This is a genomic window from Streptomyces shaanxiensis (genome assembly GCF_039537145.1).
GTDB lineage: Bacteria > Actinomycetota > Actinomycetes > Streptomycetales > Streptomycetaceae > Streptomyces > Streptomyces shaanxiensis.
In genome coordinates this window covers 181,490-200,038 of record NZ_BAAAZY010000028.1, presented here as the reverse complement: position 1 = coordinate 200,038, position 18,549 = coordinate 181,490, and the positions used below count along the sequence as shown (strand labels likewise).

The window sequence follows — 18,549 nt, the reverse complement described above, 5'->3', positions numbered from 1 at the left end:
CCTGTTCGCAGCGCTTACTTTTGCCCCTCCTGACGCATGTCGATGGTCGACGGGGAGGCTCCGACATGGCCGCACGCGGCCGGCACCGCCGGTACCAGCCGAACAGGATCAACCGCGCCTCGCTCACCGTCACCGCGGGCGGCGCCGGAATGGCGCTCCCCCTCATCGGCACCGGCGTCGCGCAGGCGGCCGACATGGACACCTGGAACAAGGTCGCCGCGTGCGAGTCCACCAGCCGCTGGCACGTCAACACCGGCAATGGCTATTACGGCGGTCTGCAGTTCGCCCAGTCGACGTGGGAGGCGTACGGCGGTACGCGCTACGCGGCCCGGGCGGATCTGGCCACCAAGGACCAGCAGATCGCCGTCGCGGAGAAGGTGCTGGACGGGCAGGGGCCCGGCGCCTGGCCGGAGTGCTCGGTGCGGGCCGGGCTGACCCGGGGCGGGGACACCCCGGACATCCACCCCGCCGGCACCACGAAGAAGACGTCGGTCCAGGACGTCCAGCCGCAGACCACGCCCCAGTCACGCGCGGGCACCGCCGAGATGTACACGGTCGTGCGCGGCGACACCCTCTCGGAGATCGCCGAGTCGCAGAAGGTCAGGGGCGGTTGGCGGGGGCTGTACGCGGCGAACCGGAAGGCCATCGGAGCGGACCCCGACCTGATCCTGCCGGGGCAGCGGCTCGCGCTGCGCGGCAAGGCCGCCACCACGACGACCGGGACGACGACCGGGACAACGTCCGCCCCCAAGTCCTCGCCTGCGAAGAACTCTTCGTCGTCGTCCGGGAAAACCGCTTCGGACCGGGACGAACAGGCCACGACCACCAGTCGCTCGCTCGTGGCCCCCGTGGGCTCCGCCACCGGCACCCCGTACCGCAAGGCCGGTTCCTCCTGGTCGAAGGGCTACCACACCGGCGTCGACTTCCCCGTGCCGACCGGCACGTCCGTGAAGTCCGTCGGGGCGGGTCAGGTGGTCAGCGCGGGGTGGGGCGGCTCCTTCGGCTACCAGGTGGTGATCCGGCACGGCGACGGCCGCTACACCCAGTACGCCCACCTCTCGGCCATCTCCGTGAAGGCCGGGCAGTCGGTGGGTGCCGGGCAGCGCATCGGCCGCTCGGGGTCCACGGGCAACAGCACGGGCCCGCATCTGCACTTCGAGGTGCGGACGGGGCCCGGCTTCGGTGCGGACATCGACCCGGTCGCCTATCTCCGGGCCGGTGGCGTCAGGATTTGACGCGCATCCGATGCCGGTCGACGAGTGGCATGGGGACGTACGGGCCGCCGTAGAAGGGGCCGTAGAGGTTCGCGGGCTCGCTGTCGGTGCGCGTCGGCTCCCCGTCTCCGTACACGCCCTCCGCGGCCTGGGCCGGGATGAGGATGCCATCGATCCGGTCCGGTACGAGGAGTTCCTCGTCCGGCATCGCCGCGCGCTGCTCCGGAAGGCCGGCGAGCAGCTCCCCGGCGCCCACCGGGGCCACCGCCGGCTCGGCCGGGGCCGCCGTCTCGGGCAGGGCCTCCGAGGCCTCCGCCTCGGTGCGCGCGATCCGCTCCGTCGTCAGCAGGATCAGGCCGCCCGCCGCCACCACGCCGCAGCCCAGGGCGAGCACGGTGCCGGTGGTGCCGTAGCGGAAGGTTTCGCCGAACATCGTGATGCCGACCGCGGCCGCCACCACCGGGTTCACCACCGTCAGCGTGGCCAGCGGCGCCGCGAGGCCGGCGCCCCGGTAGGCGGCCTGGGACAGCAGCAGACCGGCCGTGGCGAAGACGCCTATCGTGGCCAGGGACGGAATGTCGGCCGCCGACACCCCGCCGTCCCAGTCGACGGCGACTATCTTCGTGAACACCGAGGACATGCCGAAGGCTATGCCGGAGCCCGTCGCGAGCAGCATGCTGCGCACCGCCGGGTGCCGGTGGGCCGCCCGGCCCGCGACCATCAGCGTCACGACGATGCCGCCGGTCACCAGGGCCACCGCGGCCCGCTCCGCCGTGGCCAGCGACTGCGACTCGGAGGAGCCGACCAGGGAGAGCAGCCCGGCGAGACCCACGGTCGCCATGATCGCGCCCCGCCAGGCCGTCGAACCGGCCTTGCGGCCCACGAACAGCGCCGCCATCGGCAACGCGAACACGATCGTCAGGGCACCGAGCGGCTGCACCAGGCTCAGCGGACCGAAGGCCAGCGCCACCACGTGCAGCAGACCGCCGAGGCCGTTCAGCGCGACCGCCGCCCACCAGCCCGGCCGACGCATCGGCGCGAACTGCTGCCCCGGGGAGGACACCGCGACACGCTCCTGCACGATCGCCCCGCCCGCGTACGCGACCGCGGAGATGAGCGACAGGAGCACGGACAACGCGAGGGCGCTCATGAGCTGCTCCTCTGCGTGAGGCGGGGGCGGCAGCCCCGGCGCGGCGAACGGTCGGCTCTCATAATCAACACGATGCCTCGAAAAGCTCTTCCCGTCGTCGTACCAGAGCACCGACCATGTCGTACTGCCGATGGAGTACTACGCGGCCCGCCTCATCCTCTGGTCGGGTGACCCCGGGTGGAGACCCCCAGGTGAGATCCCCGACAGGCCTTGGTACTACTGCTCTTCGTGGACCTCGACCCCGATCTCGCCGCGCTCGGGCCGCTCGGCGGCTTCTTCGTACTACGCACACCAGGGGAAGCACTTCGGCCACTTCCGACCCTCGCGGAGGCGTACGCCGAACCCTCCTCGGACCCTCAGGGAGATCCCCTGGGCTTCCGCGTCCGGAAAGTCGCGAACGCCCTGCGCGCCCCCGAGTTGCGGATCGCCGCGTCCGTGGCCCAGCAGGGACTCGCGGCCCGCCTGTGGTCGGTGACGCTCGGCTGCGCCGCCCTCCACGGCCGGGTCCCCGACCTCGACGCGCGCCTGCTGCGCTGGGACCCCGACGGCAGCGCCCCCGACGACCTGTGGCTCACGGAGGTGCGCCCGCTGCCGTCGGACCCGGCGAGCATCGCGGACGTCGTCCTGCACGGCCACCTGGAACCCCTGACCGCCGCCCTGCACCACCGGTACCGCGTCGCCTCCGGCCTCCTGTGGGGCAACGCCGCCTCCGCCCTCGCGGGCGCCGCCCGCCAACTGGACCAGTGGGCGCGCGCGGGCGGCCGTACCGACACCGCCGCCCGGGCCCGCGCCCTGACCGCGGAACTCCTCACCCACCCCCTCCTGGCCGGTACCGGCACTCTCACCGGAACAGCGTTCCGGCGCCGCAGCTGCTGCCTCTACTACCGGGTGCCCGGCGGCGGTGTGTGCGGTGACTGTTGCTTCACACGAGCCCCGCGCTCTTCCCCACGCGCCCCATCTGGGTGACCATGAAAGGGCAACCAGCCGCTGAGAACAGGGGGTTCCGGGTGCGAGTGGGACTGCTGACCCGGGAGTACCCCCCGGACGTGTACGGCGGCGCGGGCGTCCATGTCGAGTTCCTCGCCCGGGAGTTGAGGGACCTCGTCGACCTGGAGGTGCACTGCTGGGGCGAGGGCCGCGGAGTGGGCGTGCAGCGCCACCGCCCCTGGTCCGCGCTCGACACCGCCAACGACGCCCTGCGCACCTTCTCCGTGGACCTCGCCATGGCCGCCGGCCTCGAAGGCCGCGAACTCGTCCACTCCCACACCTGGTACGCCAACCTCGCGGGCCACCTCGGCAAGCTCCTGTACGGCATCCCGCACGTGATGACCGCCCACTCCCTGGAGCCCCTGCGCCCCTGGAAGGCCGAGCAACTCGGCGGCGGATACGCCCTGTCCAGCTGGGCCGAGCGCACCGCGATCGAGGCCGCCGACGCGGTGATCGCCGTCTCCGGAGCCATGCGCGAGGACATCCTCAGCTGCTATCCGGCGCTGGACCCGGCCGACGTCCACGTCGTGCACAACGGCATCGACACCACCCTCTACCGGCCCGACCACCGCACCGACGCCCTCGACCGGTTCGGCCTCGACGCCGACCGCCCGTACGTGCTGTTCGTCGGCCGCATCACCCGCCAGAAGGGCGTGCCTCACCTGCTGCGCGCGGTACGACACATCGACCCGTCGGTGCAGGTCGTGCTGTGCGCGGGCGCGCCCGACACTCCCGAGATAGACCAGGAGTTCCGCGATCTCTACCAGGAGCTGAGCCGCGTCCGCGACGGCGTGCTCTGGATCCCGCAGATGCTGCCGCGCCCGGAGGTGATCCAACTCCTCACGCACGCCGCCGTGTTCGTCTGCCCTTCGGTGTACGAACCCCTCGGCATCGTCAACCTGGAGGCGATGGCCTGCGGAACTCCCGTGGTGGCCTCGCGGGTCGGCGGCATCCCCGAGGTCGTCGACGACGGCAAGACGGGCCTGCTCGTCCCGTTGGACGACGACTTCGAGACCGGCCTCGCGCGGGCGCTGGACTCGGTGATCGGCGACCCGGAGACCGCCCGCCGGATGGGGGAGGCCGGACGGGAGCGCGCCGTGGGGGAGTTCGGCTGGGACGCGGTGGCGCGGCGGACGGTCCGGCTCTACGGGGAGATCCTCAAACAGGCTTAGCGCGCACTGCACAGGGGCAGGCTGGGAGCAACCACGGTGAGGGGAGCGGCCATGCGTCGTGGCGGACCTTCGGTGCTCGGAATCGTACTCGCGGGCGGAGAAGGCAAACGCCTGATGCCCCTGACCACGGACCGCGCGAAACCCGCGGTCACCTTCGGAGGGACGTATCGCCTGGTCGACTTCGTCCTCTCCAACCTCGTCAACGCCGACATCCTGCGCATCTGCGTCCTCACGCAGTACAAGTCGCACTCCCTGGACCGGCACATCACCACGACGTGGCGCATGTCCAGCCTGCTCGGCAACTACGTCACCCCGGTCCCGGCCCAGCAGCGGCTCGGCCCGCGCTGGTACCTGGGCAGCGCGGACGCGATCCTGCAGTCGCTGAACCTGATCTACGACGAACGCCCCGAGTACGTCGCGGTGTTCGGCGCCGACCACGTGTACCGCATGGACCCGCGCCAGATGCTGGCTCAGCACATCGAGAACGGGGCGGGCGTGACGGTGGCGGGCATACGCGTGCCGCGCGCCGAGTCCTCGTCCTTCGGCGTGATCAGCCCCGGCTCGGACGGCCAGACGGTGGAACGCTTCCTGGAGAAGCCCGCCGACCCGCCCGGACTCCCGGACGACCCGGAGACCGTCTACGCCTCGATGGGCAACTACATCTTCACCACCAAGGCCCTCATCGAAGCCCTCCAGCGGGACGCCGAGGACCGGAACTCCGTGCACGACATGGGCGGTTCGATCCTGCCCCAGCTCACCGACCGGGGCGAGGCCCAGCTCTACGACTTCAGCGCCAACCACGTCCCCGGCGAGACCAACCGCGACCGGGGCTACTGGCGGGACGTCGGCACCCTGGACGCCTACTACGACGCCCACATGGACCTGATCGCCGAGCGCCCCGCCTTCAACCTCTTCAACCGCAGCTGGCCCATCTACACCCACTCCAACCAGCTCTCCCCGGCCCGCTTCAACGCGGGAGGCATGGCGAGCGAGTCCATCATCAGCGCCGGGTGCCTGATCCGCGGGCAGGTGACGCGGTCCGTGCTCTCGCCGGGGGTGGTGGTCGACCCGGGGGCGGTGGTGCAGGGGGCGGTGCTGCACGACAACGTGCGCATAGGGCGGGGCGCGGTGGTGCGGGGCGCCGTGCTCGACAAGAACGTCGAGGTGCCGCCCGGCGCGACGATCGGCGTCAATCCGGACCGGGACTCCGAGCTGTACACCGTCTCCAAGGGCGGGGTGATCGCGCTGGGGAAGGGACAGCTCGTGTCCTAGCCGGCGGGCCGCCTCGTCAGCCGCTGCGGGTGAAGACCTCGCCGCGGGTGGAGCCGGTGGAGCAGAGCTTCTTCTCGTCGGCCGTCATCTTGCGGGACTTGACCACGACCGCGCTGTGCTTGCCGTCCGTGCCGTTCGGGGCGGGGCCGGTGATCACGTCGGGTACGAACCAGTAGTAGTGGCCCCACTTGGGGTCGTCGTAGTGGGTCTGCCACGTGCCGGATATCCGCTGCATCACCTGGGCGCGCGAGATCCAGCCCACTTCTCCCGGCTGTACGTTCACGGTGAAGGAACTCGTCTCCGTGCGCGAGCTCTGCCACGTGTAGTTGTACGTCGCGGTCACGCTGGCGGTGATGATCCCTTCGATGCCTCCACCGACGGTCACCGACCCTCCCACCGAGTGGGAGGAGCCCACGGTGTCGGCCCACGACATGGACTGGGAGGCGGGCGAGGCGGTGCAGTTGAAGAGCAGTTCCGAGACCTGACGGGGGGTACCGAGGTAAGCCTGGCCGATCTCCGGGGTGTTGAAGGTGCACTTGCCTTCGCCGGACGCGCAGTCGGCCATGATCTGCTCCGTGGTGGGCTGGTCCTCGGCCACCGCGGGCACGGCCGTCGCGATCATCCCGAACGCCGTCGCCGCCAGCACCAGGGTGCGTCCGCCGTACCGCAGTACGCGGTTCCTCGTCATGGTTGTTGCCTCTCGCCGTACGTGGGGGAAGGGTGATCCCGCCCGTTGTTCTCACTGGGGCTGCAGTCACCTTGTGGTGCCCACGAGGCTCACGTAGTCGAGGGCCGAGCTACACCAAGAGGTCGTAAAGTTGTACTTGATTTCGCAACTGATGAACCGTCAATTAGGCGGCCGGTGACGTCAATTGACCGGCGCGGGGCGAACCGAGGTGTCGCCGCGATGGACGATGACGACCGCCGCGAGGCCGATGGCCAGGCCGAGCGCGGTCTGCGGGCCGAACGGCTCGCCGAACATGAGGGCTCCCCAGACCGCCGTGACCGGAGCCATCAGGAACATGAGCGTGTTGACCTTGGTCACCCCGGAGCGCCGCAGGATGAGCCAGTACAGCCCGTACCCGCCGAAGGTCGACAAGGCCACGAGCCAGATGACCGCGGTCCAGAACGACAACTCGGCGGGCGGCCCCGCCGCTCCGGCGCTCACGGCGACTGCCGTGAAGATGACCGCACTGGTCGCGCAGTGGACGGTCATCGACACCGTGGGCGCGACCTGTGAGCGCGAACGGCTTTCCACGAACGTGGCCGCCACCAGCGCGAACATGCCGAGGAAGGGGACGAGGTAGGCCCACCAGGCCGCACCCGTACCCGCCGCGGCGTCGGCCACGGTGACGAGGGCGACACCGCTCACCCCCAGGCACAGGCCCAGCCACTGCCTGCGCGAGACGTACTGACGCAGCAACGGTCCGGCCAGTGCGCCGGCGACGAGGGGCTGGACGCCGTCGATCAGGGCTGTGGTGCCGCTGGAGACGCCGAGTTGGATCGCGTAGTAGACGGTGAGCAGGTAGCCGCTCTGCGACAGCACGCCGATCGCTGCCTGCCGGGCAACATCCCGCACTGCGAGGCCGTGCCACGACGCTCTGGAGACGACGGCCACGCCGATCAGGACGACGGCCAGCGGCAGGAACCTCCACATCAGGATCGTGACCGCGGACGCGCTGCCCGCGCCGAGCTTGGCGCCGATGAACCCGGAACTCCAGCACAGCACGAAGGCGATCGAGAGCAGGAAGTTCACGGCTCGTCCTCCTCCACTAAACAGATCGGTATACCACGCTCTCCACTATACAGATCGGTATACTTGCGAGCCATGGGGACTACCGAGACGCCACGACGGATCACGATGACGCCCGGTGCACGGCGCGCCCTGGAGGCCGCCGCGAGGCTGTTCTACGAGCGCGGCATCCATGCCGTCGGGGTGGACCTGATCGCCGCCGAGGCCGGGGTGACGAAGAAGACCCTCTACGACCGGTTCGGCTCCAAGGAACAGATCGTCGTGGAGTACCTCGCGGATCGCGACGAACGCTGGCGGGCCTTCCTCGCCCGGTACCTCGACGACGCGCAGCCCGCGCCGGCCGCACGCGTCCGGGCCGTCTTCGACGCCTCACGCGCGTGGTCCGTGAAGCACAGTTCCAAGGGGTGCAGCATGGTCAACGCGCATGCCGAGATCGGCGATCCGGCCCATCCGGCCTACCCGATCATCACCGGCCAGAAGCAGTGGATGCTCGCCCTGTTCACCGACCTCGCCAGGGAGATCACCCCGGACGGGGCCGACGGCCTGGGCCGGACGCTCATGCTCCTCCACGAAGGGGCGCTCGTCGCCCACGGCCTGAACGTCTTCGCGGACCCCATCGGCCATGCCGGCGAACAGGCCCAGGCTCTCCTGGCGGCCGCCGCGACCGGCGAGGCGCGGTGACGTCAAGCCCGGCGTGACTTCCGCGCGTCTAGGGGCCCGGGGACACTCTTGGCATGTACCTGGACGGGTGTTGGAATCCGTGCTGTTATGCAAACTACTGTCCATGACAACGTTGTTATGGAGGCACTGTGCGCATACAACGCCTCAGGAACCGACTCGCGTTACTCCTCGCAGGGGCCCTCGGCCTCGCCGGCCTGACCGCGACACCCGCCCCGGCCGCGGCCGTTGATCCCGTGGAGATCCACGGCCTGAAGGGCGAGTACCACACCCAGTCCGCCCCCGGCGCCTTCGACTTCCACGAGCTCAAGGCGACCGCCTTCGACCCTGACCTCGACTTCGACAACCTGGAGCCGCGTCTGGCCTTCGCCACCGGCCGCTCGGACGACGTCAGCGTCCGCTGGACCGGAAAGATCGTGCCGGAGAAGACCGGCCCGCACACCTTCTCGATCACCGGCGACAACGGCTTCCGGCTCTGGATCGACGGGAAACTCGCCATCGACCACTGGGTCGACGACTGGGACCGCGAACAGACCGCCGCCCCCGTCGAGTTGACCGCGGGCACTGCCTACGACATCAAGGTCGAGTACTTCGAGCACTACGGCGGCTCCAACCTCCACCTCCGCTGGACCGAGCCCGGCGGCGGCAAGGAGCCCGTCCCGCAGTCCGCGTTCCGCCTCCCCGACGGCTTCGACTACAACGGGGCGATCGCGGCCACGGTCCTCGGCGACGGACGTACGCTCAAGCTCGACTTCGCCCGGAACCTCACCGCACCCCCGGCCGACGTCACCGACCACCTGGACGCGGTGATCGGCGGCGCCGCGTGGCCGCTCGGGTCGGCCCGCCCGGACCCGGCCGACCCCAAGGCCCTCCTGGTCGCGCTGAAGGAGCCCGTGGTCGGCAACAGGACAGGCACCGCACGCGGCACGGCCGATGTCCGCTACGACGGTGAGGGCGGCCTCGCCGACACCGAAGGCAACGTTGTCAAAGCCTTCTGGAGCAGCGGCACCAACCGTTCGACATACGAGCTGCGCACGAAGTGGGCCGACGAGGTGGGCCCGGACAACGCCCACCCCGAGTACCCGCGCCCGCAGCTCACCCGGGACGCCTGGCGCAACCTCAACGGCCGCTGGCAGTTCGCGGCGGCCACGGCGGGGGAGCGGCCCCCGGTCGGAAAGAACCTGCCCGAGCGGATCCTCGTCCCGTACCCGGTCGAGTCCCAGCTCTCCGGGCTGCAGCGCCACGAGGACCGTATGTGGTACCGCCGCACCTTCACGGTCCCGGCCGACTGGCGCATCGGCTCCGGCAAGCGCCTCAAGCTCAACTTCGGCGCCGTCGACTGGCGGACCGAGGTGTACGTCAACGGCACCAAGGTCACCGAGCACACGGGCGGCTACGACAAGTTCGGCGCCGACATCACCGACGCGCTGAAACCCGGCCGCACCCAGGAGCTGATCGTCGGCGTGTACGACCCGACCGACGCGGCGAACGGCGAGAACCCGCCGCTCGGCAAGCAGCGCCTGGACCCGAGCGGCATCTGGTACACCCCGTCCTCCGGCATCTGGCAGACGGTGTGGATGGAGCCGGTCGCCCCCGATCACGTGGACGGGCTCAAGCTCATCCCTGACGTCGACGCCGGCACCCTCACCGTCGGGCCGCAGGGCGTGCGCGACGGCGTACCCGTCACGGCGACGGCGTACGACGGACGGCGCAAGGTCGCCACCGCGAGCGGCCGCACCGGCCGGGCGCTGACCCTGACCCTCCCCGATCCGCACCTGTGGTCACCCGACGACCCCTTCCTGTACGACCTGAAGGTGACCGTCGGCGCCGACCGCGTCGGCAGCTACTTCGGCATGCGCTCCATCGCCGTCGAGAAGATCAACGGGGTCCCGCGCACCGTCCTCAACGGCGAGCCGGTCTTCATGATGGCCACCCTCGACCAGGGTTTCTGGCCCGACGGCCTGCACACCGCGCCGACCGACGAAGCCCTCGCGTACGACCTGAAGGTCCACAAGCGGCTGGGCTTCAATTCCGTGCGCAAGCACATCAAGGTCGAGCCGGACCGCTGGTTCCACTGGGCCGACCGGCTGGGTCTGCTGGTGTGGCAGGACATGCCCGCGATGACCGCGGGGGTGAACCCGAGCGCCGAGGCCCGCGCGCAGTACGAGCGCGAGATGAAGCGGATGATCGACGAGCACATCAGCAGCCCGTCGGTGGTCATGTGGGTCACCTTCAACGAGGGCTGGGGCCAGTACGACATCGGCCGGGTCGCCGAGCAGGCGAAGGCCTGGGACCCCACCCGGCTGGTCAACAACCAGTCAGGTCTGAACCTCGGGGCCGACGGTGGCGCCGGCGACATCATGGACGAGCACGGCTATCCGAGCCCGGCGCTGCCGCCGCGCCCCGACGGCGAACGGGCACTGGTCAGCGGCGAGTACGGCGGACTCGGCCTGGCGGTGCCCGGGCACGCCTGGTCGGTGCAGATGTCGTACGTCGACGTCGACCCGGCGACCTACACCGACGACTACCTCGCCAGGCTCGCCGAGGTGCGGGCCCTGGTCTGCCGGGGCGGCAACGGTGCCGTGTACACCCAGATCTCGGACGTCGAGGGGGAGCTGAACGGCTTCCTCACCTACGACCGGGCCGTACTGAAACCGGACACGAAACGGCTCAAGGAAGCTCACGAGGCGCTCATCCGTGACGCCTCCCGGGTGACACCGACGGGATGCCCGGCGCCGCAACCTGTGTTGGAGTGACCTCATATGCACCATGAGTCCCGCCCCTTTCACCAGGGGCGGGACTTAATCTGCTGTTAACTGAGCGTAGCTTGATCGTACTTGACCGTAATCGCTTCAGGGCGATTGACTTCTGGTCCCCCGTCGTCGACGCGAGGCAAGCCATTGACTTCTGACGTGCTCGCACCTCTCGATCTGGCGTTCTGGAACATCGAGTCCGCCGAACACCCCATGCACCTGGGCGCGCTAGGCGTGTTCACGGCGCACTCGCCCACCGCGGGCGCCCACGCGGCCGACCTGCTCGCCGCGCGCGCCGCAGCCGTTCCGGGGCTGCGGATGCGCATCCGGGACGCCTGGCAGCCCCGCGGCCTGCTTCAGCCGTTCTCCTTCGGGGGTGCCGCCCGCGAGCCCGCGCCCGACTTCGACCCCCTCGACCACGTCCGGCTGCACGCCCCGACCGCCGACTTCCAGGCGGTGGCGGGCCGGCTCATGGAGCGCCCGCTGGAGCGCGGGCGGCCGCCGTGGGAGGCGCACGTGCTGCCGGGCGAGGACGGGGTGTCGTTCGCCGTGCTGTTCAAGTTCCATCACGCCCTGGCCGACGGCCTGCGGGCACTGACGCTCGCCGCCGCCGTCCTGGACCCCATGGACATGCCCGCCCGCAAACCCCGCCCCGAGGAGCCTTCGCGCAGCCGCCTGCCCGATGTGCGCAAGCTGCCGGGGCTGGTGCGCGGTGCCCTGTCCGACGTGGGCCGGGCCCTCGACATCGGCGCCTCCGTCGCCGTGTCGACCCTCGGGATGCGCTCGTCGCACGCGCTGACCGCCGAGTCGAGCGGCACCCGCCGTACCGCCGGCGTCGTCGTCGACATCGACGACGTGCACGTGGTCCGCAAGGCCGTCGGCGGCACCGTCAACGACGTCCTCATCGCCGTCGTCGCGGGCGCCCTGCGCCGCTGGCTCGACGAACGCGGCGACGGCAGCGAGGGCGTCGCCCCGCGCGCCCTGATCCCCGTCTCCAAGCGCCGCCCGCGCACCGCGCACCCTCAGGGCAACCGGCTGTCCGGCTACTTGATACGGCTTCCTGTCGACGACCCCGACCCGCTGCGCCGCCTCGCCACGGTCCGCATCGCCATGGACCGCAACAAGGACGCCGGCCCCAACCGGGGCGCGGGCGCCGTCGCCCTGCTCGCCGATCACGTCCCGGCGCTCGGCCACCGACTCGGCGGACCGCTGGTCGGCGGGGCCGCCCGGCTCTGGTTCGACATCCTGGTCACCAGCGTGCCGCTGCCCGGCATCGCCCTGAAGCTCGGCGGCCACGCCGTCACCGAGGTCTACCCCTTCGCCCCGCTGGCCCGCGGCCAGTCCCTGGCGATCGCGATCTCGACGTACCGCGGACGGGTGCACTACGGCCTCGTCGCCGACGCCGAGGCCGTGCCGGACCTCGACGTGCTCGCCAGGGCGGTGTCCGAGGAGGTGGCGGAGCTGATCACCGCCTGCGCTCCCTGAGCCCCTGCCCCAGGGTTCCCTCTCCGGTTTTTGGAGGTCGGGCCCGGCGCTCCGTACAATTCCCCGTTCGAAAGCGGGCGCGACCGGAGCGCCGCGGTGGATCAGGGAACGGCAGCGGCGATGACGGTGACAGAGGACGGCTCGGCGGCGATCACGGACGAGGTCGTGCGCGAGCCCGGTGACGAGGTCGTGTACGGCCCCGGCATCGACCCCGAGCGGCTCGCCGTCTGCCTCAGCGTGCTCGACGAGCTGGACAAGCTGGAGGTCGACCACCCCGACGCGATCGCCGTGCGCCGGGCCACCGCGGGCATCTACCGCACCGTCAAGCAGCGCCGCCGCCAGGAGCGCCGGGCCGCCAAGACCGCCCACGACAAGGCGGTCACGGAGGCCACGGCGACCGGCTCCGCCCAGCGCATCGACGACGAGACGGAGGGCATCCTGCCGTCGTCGGTCACCGAGGCCGGGAAGATCGCGGGGATACTCCAGCGTCCCCGTTCCTGCTACACCTGCAAGTCCCGGTACGTGGAAGTCGACTACTTCTACCACCAGCTCTGTCCGGACTGCGCCGCCGTGAACCGGGCCAAGCGCGACGTCCGCGCCGACCTCTCCGGCAAGCGGGCCCTGCTCACCGGGGGCCGCGCCAAGATCGGCATGTACATCGCGCTCAGGTTGCTGCGCGACGGCGCGCACACGACGATCACCACGCGCTTCCCGAAGGACGCCATCCGCCGCTTCAAGGCGATGGACGACTCGGCGGACTGGATGCACCGCCTGGAGGTCGTCGGCATCGACCTGCGCGACCCGGCCCAGGCCGTGGCCCTCGCCGACCAGGTCGCCGAGGCGGGCCCCCTGGACATCCTGATCAACAACGCGACGCAGACCGTACGCCGCCTGCCCTCCGCCTACGCCGCCCTGGTCGACGGCGAGAGCGCTCCGCTGCCCGCCGGTGAGCTGCCCGCCCACCACGTCATCGGTGCCTTCAACTCCGGCGCGGTCGACGGGGTGGCCGCGCTGCCCCTCGGCACCAGCGGCCTCGACGCCCAGAAGGTCGCCGACCTCGCCCTGGTCGCGGGCAACGCCAGCGTCGCCCGGCACCTCGACGGCACCGCCATCGACGCGGGCGGGCTCGTCCCCGACGTCGTCGACACCAACACCTGGGTCCAGACCATCGAGCAGATCTCCCCGGTGGAGCTCCTCGAGACCCAGCTGTGCAACTACACGGCGCCGTTCATCCTGATCAGCAAGCTGCGGCCGGCGATGGCCGAGGCCGCGAAGAAGGCGGCGAGCGGGCGCGCGTACGTCGTGAACGTGTCGGCGATGGAGGGTGTCTTCGGGCGCGGCTACAAGGGTGCGGGGCATCCGAACACGAACGCCGCCAAGGCCGCGATGAACATGGTCACGCGGACCAGTGCACAGGAGATGTTCCAGAGCGACGGCATCCTGATGACCTCCGTCGACACCGGGTGGATCACGGACGAGCGGCCCCACTACGACAAGCTGCGGCTTGCGGAGGAGGGGTTCCACGCGCCGTTGGACCTGGTGGACGGGGCGGCTCGGGTCTATGACCCGGTCGTGCGCGGTGAAGCGGGCGAGGATCTGTACGGCGTCTTTCTGAAGGACTACGCGCCGGGCAAGTGGTAGGCCCTACGGGGGCGGGGTGATCACGTCGGTGGGAGGCTGCGGGTCGTCGGGGGCTGGTCGCGCCCACGCGGCGGAGTCGCATGTCGACACAGCCCCGTGCCCCCGGGGGTTGGGGTACCCCGTGAGGTAAGTGCTCGTGCTGCCCGCACCCGTGTCCCGCCATCCACCAGCAGGTCCGCCCCCGTCACCCACTGCGCCGCGTCCGACGCCAGCCACACCACCGCCCGCGCCACGTCCTCCGGCTCCCCGATGCGCCCGAGCGGCAGGCCGGCGGCCACCTCCTCCTCGCCCGGCTCCCACACGAACCGCGCCATCTCGGTGCGGACGAGACCGGGGGACACGGAGTTGACCCGTACCTTCGGGGCCAGCTCGCCCGCGAGCTGCTGGGTCAGGTGGAGGAGGGCCGCCTTGCTCGTGCCGTAGGCGCCGATGTCGGGGCCGACATGGCCGGCGCCCTCGGTGCAGACGTTGATCACCGCGCCGCCGTGCTCGTGCATCCAGGCCTGCCAGGCACACTGCACGAGCCGCAGCGGCGCCTCGACGTTCACGGTGAACGCCTCGCGCCACGCCAAGGGATCCACGTCCATGAGGGGGCCGTACGGCAGATTCGTCGCCGCGTTGTTCACGATCACGTCGATCCGGCCGAACTCTCGCAGGGTCAGGTCCACGACCGCCCGCAGATGGTCCGGGTCGGCCACGCTCCCGGCCGCCCCCACGCCGCCCAGCTCGGCAGCCGTCCGCCGTACCTCGTCCGCGTCCCGCGCGGTCACGCACACCCGAGCCCCGGCGGCGGCCAGTTCCCGGGCGACGGCGTGCCCGATGCCGCGGGTGGCGCCGGTGACGACGGCGGCCCTGCCCTGAAGTCCGTACGACGGCCTCATCGCCGTACCGTCTCATGACGGACCGTCAGTCAACAGCCCCAAGACGCGAGTGCCGTGCCGCCACGAGCTCAAGGACCGTGCGCCAGTCCTCCAGGACACCGGCGTCGAATCCGGTGGCCCGGCTCTCCTCCTCCGCCAGGCTGAGGCGGAACGCGTCCTCGTCGGTGCCGTGACCGCGTACGAGGCGGTAGACGCGCTCGCCCAGCAGCGGTCGTACGGCTTCGGCCGCGCTCTCGGTGCGGCGGACCTCGTCGCCGGGGGACAGCAGCTCCCCGATGTCGTGCACCAGCCCCGCCACTTGGAGCTCCTTGTCGGCGGGGCGGCTGCGGCGCAGCAGCGCGGCGGTGCGCAGCGCGCGCTGGTGCGGGCAGGCGTACAGCAGATCCATCAGCTCTTCGACACTGCGCAGCTCCATGCGTCAGTCCTCCCGCCGGACAAGCCGTTGCCGTCCGTCAGCAGATCATGGCCGCCTTGCGAATCGGCCAACGGGACTTGAACTGCGCGGCGTGCGGGTGTCCGGAGCGGGGACGAAAGATGATGTTGAGCCGAACGGGTGACTGGTAAACCGCGCATTCCGTAACAAACACGTGAATAACGGGTTGGCCGAATGCCGGTTGTCTCCGGATAGTTACACCTTGTTTGCAGCCCCATCGAGCGGGCACCCGCTCATTTGGTTAATCTGTAGCGGACGGACAGCAGTACAGGGTCCCAACCCACACCCATGGTCCGTCCCGGGACAAGCCGGTGCACAACGGCCTGCTTGCACACCAGTTACCGGCGCCACCGCGTCCGAGCCGACTTTGAGTAAGACCCGAGCGGGCGTCAGGTACCGGACCGCAGACTGGCCGGCCCCGCCCCGAGGGTGATCCGACACAGAAGGAGTGCGCGGTGACACCTGAGCAGACGAATCGCGAACAGCGCCCCAAGGAACGCACGGAGCGCTCGGGCCGCCGGTCCAAGGAGATCGGCAGTCTCGATGTGTGGGCCAGGTCCGCCCCGATCCGCCTGGCCGGCTACGAGGACGACCTCGCCGAGCCCCACATCCTGCCCAGCGTCGACTGACAGGGCAGAACCCTTCGCGATCGCCGACCGCATGGGCGTGCGAGACTCACGCCCATGCTGATCAGAGAAGCCGCGGCCGACGACTGGCCGCGGATTTGGTCTTTCTGGCACCGGATCGTCGCCGCCGGCGAGACCTACACCTGGGATCCGGACACTCCCGAAGACGCGGCGCGGGCGCTGTGGATGAACCCGGCCAAGCGTGTCTACGTCGTCGAGGACGGCGCCGGTGGCATCGTCGCCTCCGCGTATCTCACGCCCAACTACGGTGGCCCCGCCGCCCGTATCGCCAACGCCGGCTTCATGGTCGACCCCGACCAAGGCGGCCGTGGCCTCGGCCGCGCCCTGGCCGAACATGTCCTGGCGGAGGCCAGGAAGGGCGGCTACCGGGGCATGGTCTTCAACGCGGTCGTCGAGACCAACCCGGCCGTGCGCCTGTGGACCTCCTTCGGCTTCACGATCCTCGGCACGGTCCCGGACGCGTTCGACCATCCCCGGCATGGACGGGTGGGGCTGCACATCATGTACAGGGAGCTTTAGCGGGTTGTCGCTGCGCCATCGGTATTTGCCTAAATGCTTTAGGTGAATGCATACTCGATTATGGCAATCGAGGGGATGGTTATGGCGCGTGTGGGGCTGAGTACGGAACGTCTGGTCCGGGCAGGTGCGGAGCTCGCCGACGAGATCGGCTTCGAGCAGGTGACCGCGTCGGAGCTCGCCCGGCGGTTCGACGTCAAGGTCGCGAGCCTGTACTCGCATGTGAAGAACTCCCAGGACCTCAAGACCCGGATCACCCTGTTCGCGCTGGAGGAACTGGCCGACCGGGCCGCCGACGCCATCGCCGGACGGGCCGGCAAGGACGCCCTGGTCGCCTTCGCGAACGTCTACCGCGACTACGAGCGCGAGCACCCCGGCCGCGCCGCCGCCGCGCGCATGCGGCTGGACCCGGAGACGGCGGCCGCGAGTGCGGGCGTCCGGCACGCGCAGATGACGCGGGCGATCCTGCGCGGCTACGACCTGGCGGAGCCGGACGCGACCCACGCCGTACGGCTGCTGGGCAGCGTCTTCCACGGCTACGCCAGCCTGGAGTCGGCGGGTGGCTTCAGCCACAGCGCCCCCGACTCCGAGGAGACCTGGACCCGGATCCTCGACGCCCTCGACGCCCTGCTGCGCAACTGGCCCACGGTTCCCACCCCCTGACCGGCAGGGCCGGGGACCGGGACGCCGACGACAAGGACTTTGAGGACATGGACACTCCGCACGACTGGATCACCACGCCCGTCACCGCCGACCTCCTGCGCGGCGCCCTCGACGTCGAGCGCACCGAGCACGGCGTACTGCCGCACCGGCTGCCGGCCCGGGCGCGCGCCCAGAACACCGACGGTCAGCTGGCCATGGCCGAGTCACAGCCCTCCGGCGTACGGCTGGCCTTCCGCACCAGGGCCACCGCCGTGGAGCTGGACACGCTGCCCACCAAACGCAGTTACGTGGGCGCTCCGCCCCGCCCGGACGGTGTATACGACCTGATCGTCGATGGCAGCCCCGCCGGGCAGGGGAGCGTGACCGACGGCCACGTCATGATCATCGACATGACCGCCGGGACCGCGGAGCACCGCCCCGGCCGGGCCGGCACCGTCCGCTTCACCGGGCTGCCCGAGGGCGACAAGGACGTCGAGATCTGGCTGCCGCACAACGAGACCACCGAACTGATCGCCCTGCGCACCGACGCCCCCGTCGAGCCCGCGCGGGATCCGGGCCGCAGGGTGTGGCTGCACCACGGCAGTTCGATCAGTCACGGCTCCGACGCCGCGAGCCCCACCGGTATCTGGCCCGCGCTCGCCGCCTCCCTCGGCGGCGTGGAACTGATCAACCTGGGCCTGGCCGGCAGCGCCCTGCTCGACCCGTTCACCGCCCGCGCCCTGCGCGACACCCCCGCCGACCTCATCAGCCTCAAGATCGGCATCAACCTGGTCAACCTGGACCTGATGCGGCTGCGCGCCTTCGGCCCGGCGGTCCACGGGTTCCTCGACACCATCCGGGAAGGGCATCCGACGACACCACTGCTGGTCGTGTCGCCCATCCTGTGCCCGATGCACGAGGACACGCCCGGCCCCTGCGCCCCGGACTTCGGCACCCTCGGCGCCGGACGCCTGCGGTTCGTCGCCATGGGCGACCCGGCGGAACGCGCGAGCGGGAAGCTGACGTTGGCCGTCATCCGGGACGAGCTGTCCCGCATCGTGAAGCAGCGGGCGGTCGACGACCCGAACCTGCACTACCTCGACGGCCGCGACCTCTACGGCGAGACCGACTCCGCCGAACTGCCCCTGCCCGACGACCTCCACCCCGACGCCGCCACCCACCGGCGCATGGGCGAACGCTTCGCGCGCCTGGCGTTCGGCGCCGACGGGCCCTTCGCCCTCCGCGGACTCTGAGGCTGTGGGAGACACAGAACGCGAGGTCCGCAGCCGCTGTGTCCCAGTCCCTCACCGCCCTGCGTGACGTCA

General features: G+C 70.8%; 17 protein-coding genes. 12 read left to right on the top strand and 5 right to left on the bottom strand.

Annotation, left to right across the window (positions count from 1 at the left end):
• Positions 1 to 65: 65 nt before the first annotated feature.
• Complete coding sequence (locus tag ABD932_RS39140; RefSeq protein WP_345020618.1) at positions 66 to 1,235, top strand: transglycosylase family protein; 1,170 nt, start codon at positions 66 to 68, stop codon at positions 1,233 to 1,235.
• Here the strand turns inward: ABD932_RS39140 and ABD932_RS39135 are convergent.
• Positions 1,225 to 2,364, bottom strand: a complete 1,140-nt coding sequence (locus ABD932_RS39135) for a DMT family transporter (RefSeq protein WP_345020617.1) — start codon at positions 2,362 to 2,364, stop codon at positions 1,225 to 1,227. The two genes, ABD932_RS39140 and ABD932_RS39135, sit on opposite strands and share 11 nt — an antisense overlap.
• 228 nt (positions 2,365 to 2,592) lie before the next feature.
• On the opposite strand from ABD932_RS39135, the gene ABD932_RS39130 reads away from it, so the two are divergent.
• The 3 genes from ABD932_RS39130 to glgC are packed head-to-tail and all read left to right on the top strand — an operon-like array spanning position 2,593 to position 5,795.
• Positions 2,593 to 3,330 carry a (2Fe-2S)-binding protein gene (locus ABD932_RS39130; RefSeq protein ID WP_345020615.1) on the top strand — a complete coding sequence of 246 codons (738 nt, stop codon included), beginning with the start codon at positions 2,593 to 2,595 and terminating at the stop codon, positions 3,328 to 3,330.
• Positions 3,331 to 3,371: 41 nt separating this feature from the next.
• Positions 3,372 to 4,523: a glycogen synthase gene (glgA, locus tag ABD932_RS39125; protein WP_345020613.1), complete on the top strand. Its 1,152-nt coding sequence runs from the start codon at positions 3,372 to 3,374 to the stop codon at positions 4,521 to 4,523.
• 51 nt (positions 4,524 to 4,574) lie between these two features.
• On the top strand, positions 4,575 to 5,795 hold the full coding sequence (glgC, locus tag ABD932_RS39120) for a glucose-1-phosphate adenylyltransferase (RefSeq protein WP_126388980.1): 1,221 nt from the start codon (positions 4,575 to 4,577) through the stop codon (positions 5,793 to 5,795).
• 16 nt (positions 5,796 to 5,811) lie between these two features.
• On the opposite strand, the gene ABD932_RS39115 is transcribed toward glgC, so the two are convergent.
• Together ABD932_RS39115 and ABD932_RS39110 are read right to left on the bottom strand one after the other, a co-directional pair.
• On the bottom strand, positions 5,812 to 6,483 hold the full coding sequence (locus tag ABD932_RS39115) for a hypothetical protein (RefSeq protein WP_345020610.1): 672 nt from the start codon (positions 6,481 to 6,483) through the stop codon (positions 5,812 to 5,814).
• A gap of 180 nt (positions 6,484 to 6,663) precedes the next feature.
• Positions 6,664 to 7,551 carry a DMT family transporter gene (locus tag ABD932_RS39110; protein ID WP_345020608.1) on the bottom strand — a complete coding sequence of 296 codons (888 nt, stop codon included), beginning with the start codon at positions 7,549 to 7,551 and terminating at the stop codon, positions 6,664 to 6,666.
• A gap of 72 nt (positions 7,552 to 7,623) precedes the next feature.
• Between ABD932_RS39110 and ABD932_RS39105 the strand changes: the two genes are divergently transcribed.
• From ABD932_RS39105 to ABD932_RS39090, 4 genes are all read left to right on the top strand, one after another.
• Positions 7,624 to 8,229, top strand: coding sequence for a TetR/AcrR family transcriptional regulator (locus tag ABD932_RS39105; RefSeq protein WP_345020606.1), 606 nt, complete (start codon positions 7,624 to 7,626; stop codon positions 8,227 to 8,229).
• 128 nt (positions 8,230 to 8,357) lie between these two features.
• Positions 8,358 to 10,982, top strand: coding sequence for a PA14 domain-containing protein (locus ABD932_RS39100; RefSeq protein ID WP_345020604.1), 2,625 nt, complete (start codon positions 8,358 to 8,360; stop codon positions 10,980 to 10,982).
• A 144-nt stretch (positions 10,983 to 11,126) separates the two neighbouring features.
• Positions 11,127 to 12,464, top strand: a complete 1,338-nt coding sequence (locus ABD932_RS39095) for a wax ester/triacylglycerol synthase family O-acyltransferase (protein ID WP_345020602.1) — start codon at positions 11,127 to 11,129, stop codon at positions 12,462 to 12,464.
• 120 nt (positions 12,465 to 12,584) lie between these two features.
• Complete coding sequence (locus ABD932_RS39090) at positions 12,585 to 14,105, top strand: SDR family NAD(P)-dependent oxidoreductase (RefSeq protein WP_345020601.1); 1,521 nt, start codon at positions 12,585 to 12,587, stop codon at positions 14,103 to 14,105.
• 20 nt (positions 14,106 to 14,125) lie between these two features.
• Here the strand turns inward: ABD932_RS39090 and ABD932_RS39085 are convergent, their stop codons facing one another.
• Together ABD932_RS39085 and ABD932_RS39080 are read right to left on the bottom strand one after the other, a co-directional pair.
• Complete coding sequence (locus tag ABD932_RS39085; RefSeq protein WP_345020599.1) at positions 14,126 to 14,986, bottom strand: SDR family oxidoreductase; 861 nt, start codon at positions 14,984 to 14,986, stop codon at positions 14,126 to 14,128.
• A gap of 25 nt (positions 14,987 to 15,011) precedes the next feature.
• A complete protein-coding gene (locus ABD932_RS39080) occupies positions 15,012 to 15,401 on the bottom strand; it encodes an HD domain-containing protein (RefSeq protein WP_345020596.1) in 390 nt (129 codons plus the stop codon).
• 473 nt (positions 15,402 to 15,874) lie between these two features.
• Between ABD932_RS39080 and ABD932_RS39075 the strand changes: the two genes are divergently transcribed.
• From ABD932_RS39075 to ABD932_RS39060, 4 genes are all read left to right on the top strand, one after another.
• Complete coding sequence (locus tag ABD932_RS39075) at positions 15,875 to 16,048, top strand: hypothetical protein (RefSeq protein WP_107489266.1); 174 nt, start codon at positions 15,875 to 15,877, stop codon at positions 16,046 to 16,048.
• A gap of 54 nt (positions 16,049 to 16,102) precedes the next feature.
• Complete coding sequence (locus ABD932_RS39070; protein ID WP_345020593.1) at positions 16,103 to 16,585, top strand: GNAT family N-acetyltransferase; 483 nt, start codon at positions 16,103 to 16,105, stop codon at positions 16,583 to 16,585.
• An 81-nt stretch (positions 16,586 to 16,666) separates the two neighbouring features.
• Positions 16,667 to 17,245 (top strand): TetR/AcrR family transcriptional regulator, encoded by a 579-nt coding sequence (locus tag ABD932_RS39065; protein ID WP_345020591.1) that lies wholly within the window; start codon positions 16,667 to 16,669, stop codon positions 17,243 to 17,245.
• Positions 17,246 to 17,292: 47 nt separating this feature from the next.
• Entirely contained in the window at positions 17,293 to 18,477 is a 1,185-nt protein-coding gene (locus ABD932_RS39060; protein ID WP_345020589.1) for a GDSL-type esterase/lipase family protein, read from the top strand.
• The last annotated feature ends 72 nt before the right edge of the window (positions 18,478 to 18,549 follow it).